The 2598-nt window shown below is 32.9% G+C and carries 4 protein-coding genes; all 4 read right to left on the bottom strand.

Annotated elements, in window-relative coordinates; translation table 11 throughout:
• From ACJMLH_RS06145 to ACJMLH_RS06160, 4 genes are read right to left on the bottom strand one after another with little or no spacing between them, the layout of a single operon-like run.
• Positions 1-939, bottom strand: coding sequence for a bile acid:sodium symporter family protein (locus ACJMLH_RS06145; RefSeq protein ID WP_405275774.1), 939 nt, complete (start codon positions 937-939; stop codon positions 1-3).
• 40 nt (positions 940-979) lie between these two features.
• Complete coding sequence (locus ACJMLH_RS06150; RefSeq protein ID WP_405275776.1) at positions 980-1369, bottom strand: hypothetical protein; 390 nt, start codon at positions 1367-1369, stop codon at positions 980-982.
• Positions 1370-1414: 45 nt separating this feature from the next.
• The gene (locus ACJMLH_RS06155; protein WP_405275778.1) at positions 1415-2086 is read right to left on the bottom strand and encodes a DNA alkylation repair protein; all 672 of its coding nucleotides are present in this window, start codon (positions 2084-2086) and stop codon (positions 1415-1417) included.
• A 1-nt stretch (position 2087) separates the two neighbouring features.
• Positions 2088-2507 carry an RNA-binding protein gene (locus tag ACJMLH_RS06160; RefSeq protein WP_405275780.1) on the bottom strand — a complete coding sequence of 140 codons (420 nt, stop codon included), beginning with the start codon at positions 2505-2507 and terminating at the stop codon, positions 2088-2090.
• Positions 2508-2598 lie beyond the last annotated feature (91 nt).

Consider the following 2598-nt stretch of genomic DNA (forward strand, 5'->3'; position numbering starts at 1 on the left):
TCAGAAATATCTTCTAAATACATATGCAAGGATTGATCCTGCAAAATTCTGCCAAACTGAATAAAGCGCTCCCGGAACCGTTGCCTGAGACAGACTCGGAAAATGAGTTTTTGCAAGACCTGTTGACAAACCCGAATTTTGAAAGGCCAATTCAATTGCCACTGTAATAATTTGTTTTTTATCCATTCCCGCCAAATAACCAAATCCAAATCCGAGAAACATTGCAAGGAAATACTGCAGAATGATAACAAGCATTATTATTGATGAAGATGTTAAGATAGCTTGTTTATTTGCACCTATTACCCCGGCAACGATTAAACAAATCACAATTGAAGATATTGCAGGCAAATAATCTTTTAATTTTTCACAAAACTCAGGGAATTTGTAATTTAATATTAAACCTAAGATAATTGGAATAATCACGATTTCAATGATTGAAATGAACATGTCAATCGGATTGAAATGAATCTGGTTGCCTATTAAGAATAACGTAATCAGTGGAGTTAAAATAGGTGAAATTACTGTAGATACTGCAGTCAAAGAAACAGATAAAGCCACATCCCCTTTTGCAAGAAATGTGATTACATCAGAAGCTGTTCCCCCAGGCACAGTTCCAACTAAAATAAGTCCAACAGTCAGACCAGCATCTAAGGAAAATAGCTTTGCAAGAGCAAAAGCCAAAACCGGCATTACAATATACTGCGCTGAAAGTCCAACTGAAATTTCCTTCGGATTTTTAAATACATTAACAAAGTCATCCACTTTCAATGTAGTTCCCATTGTAAAAAGAACAATACCTAAAAGCAAATTCAATATATTTATACCATTATAATTGCTTAAAACCCATTTAAATGAATTTGGATAAACTAATGAAATAGCTACCGCCAGCAATATAATAATAAAAAAATACTTTTCAATAGCTTTAAAAATCCTTTTCATACAGTAATATTTATTTTTAACCTATTAAAAAATTATGCAATTAATTATGAATAACAGTAACATTACCTTCATAAGTGCATCCCTGATATTTGCCGTTGCCCGCAAATGTAAAATCACCATAGTAATTGTCTTTACCTGCATCAGGAAGATATTCTGCATTTTTAATAGTAAACTCACCATTTTCATTAGTTGTTACATCAACAACAGTTCCCATTTCGTAACCCGGCTTGTGGAATGTTATTGTTTGATTTGCAACTCCATAGCTATATGCATCCACTAGCATACCTGAAAATGATCCGTTTTCATGAACTTCAGTTTCATTGATGATAATGAATGTGGGAACATCATTATTGAACTGATAGAGAAATACACCTATGCATATCACTAAAGCAACTAAAAGGATTATTAAATAATAACTTTTCCTCTCCATTATTTTCACCTTAATGATATATATTGGACTAAATTTAAAATAAAGTTAACTTTTTTGGAATTTGGCCTGAACCTTTTCGCTTTCAAGTTCGCGAATTGCTCCTCGGGCAACCCATTTGCTTGATTTATCGTCAAGCTCTAGAATTTCATAAGCCAAATCCAATGCTTTTTTGTTATTCTCAATATTGGTTTTTCCAATTTGCCTTAACGCCCAATTAACAGATTTCTTGACAAAATTTCTGTTGTCTTTTGAACCTTGCTTAATGATTTCAAAATACTGGTCAAAATCATAATTCTTGTTGTGAACCGCCAATACTGCAATCAAACTGAATGCAGTTCTTTTGACAAATTCCTTATCTGATTCAGCCCAAATGAAAATTTTATCAATAGCTTCAGGAATGAATCTCAAAAGATTAATGCACGCCTGGTCTACCAAATCCCAGGAGTAGAATGTATTAACCCATTCATTTAACTGAATTGAATCAACCTTGTCTGGTTCTTCAACAAGTGTTGCCAAAAGGTATGTTTCATGATAACCATGATTCCAAAGTCTTAACGCCAAATCATGGTTTTTGCCGCACTGCTTTGCGGTTTTTCTAATTTGAGGTAACCTCAGCCCATAGCTTTTAACATAAGAAATCCCGAATTTTTTCATGTTTTTGGCATAATCAACATCGGATAAATCTTCAAATTCATGAATTATTTGATTAAATTCCATTTTAATCATTTAAAATAGCTTCACGGACTTTGTCAACTGCAATCTGCTTTTTAGCTGGAAAAGCGGCAATCTTTACCTTAAGATGAATTGAATCTCCGGAATCCAATATTGTCCATTTTTCATCAAGCGCATCTTCTTTGTCGAATCTTAAAAACCAGTTTCCTTTCTCATCTATTTTGCGCTCTAAATCTGCATTTAATTTATCTAAGTCTGTCCACTTTAAAAGTGTGTTAAAAAAAGTCTTTGTGTATCTTTTTTTAGATACTGTACCTGATAAAATTATTATCTTATCTTCAAGTAATCCTTCAGCCTCTTCTGCTTCGATTTCAGCTTCGGGAAGAATATTTAAAATAGCCTGTGATATCTCATCAACGCTTTCATTTTCATAAACGAAAGCTCTAAATTTAATATTATGAATCATTTTTATCAAAAAAGGAATGAAGAAAAATTAGATTTTTCTTCTTCTAGCTTGTTCAGAGCCTTTTCCTTTAGATTTGATTCCACGTCCTTTG

Source organism: Methanobrevibacter sp. (assembly GCF_045116495.1).
GTDB lineage: Archaea > Methanobacteriota > Methanobacteria > Methanobacteriales > Methanobacteriaceae > Methanocatella.

Excerpts from the sequence above, each read along its gene's own strand:
- ACJMLH_RS06145 (WP_405275774.1), bottom strand. The coding sequence starts at position 939 with ATGAAAAGGATTTTTAAAGCTATTGAAAAGTATTTTTTTATTATTATA.
- ACJMLH_RS06150 (WP_405275776.1), bottom strand. The coding sequence starts at position 1,369 with ATGGAGAGGAAAAGTTATTATTTAATAATCCTTTTAGTTGCTTTAGTG.
- ACJMLH_RS06155 (WP_405275778.1), bottom strand. The coding sequence starts at position 2,086 with ATGGAATTTAATCAAATAATTCATGAATTTGAAGATTTATCCGATGTT.
- ACJMLH_RS06160 (WP_405275780.1), bottom strand. The coding sequence starts at position 2,507 with ATGATTCATAATATTAAATTTAGAGCTTTCGTTTATGAAAATGAAAGC.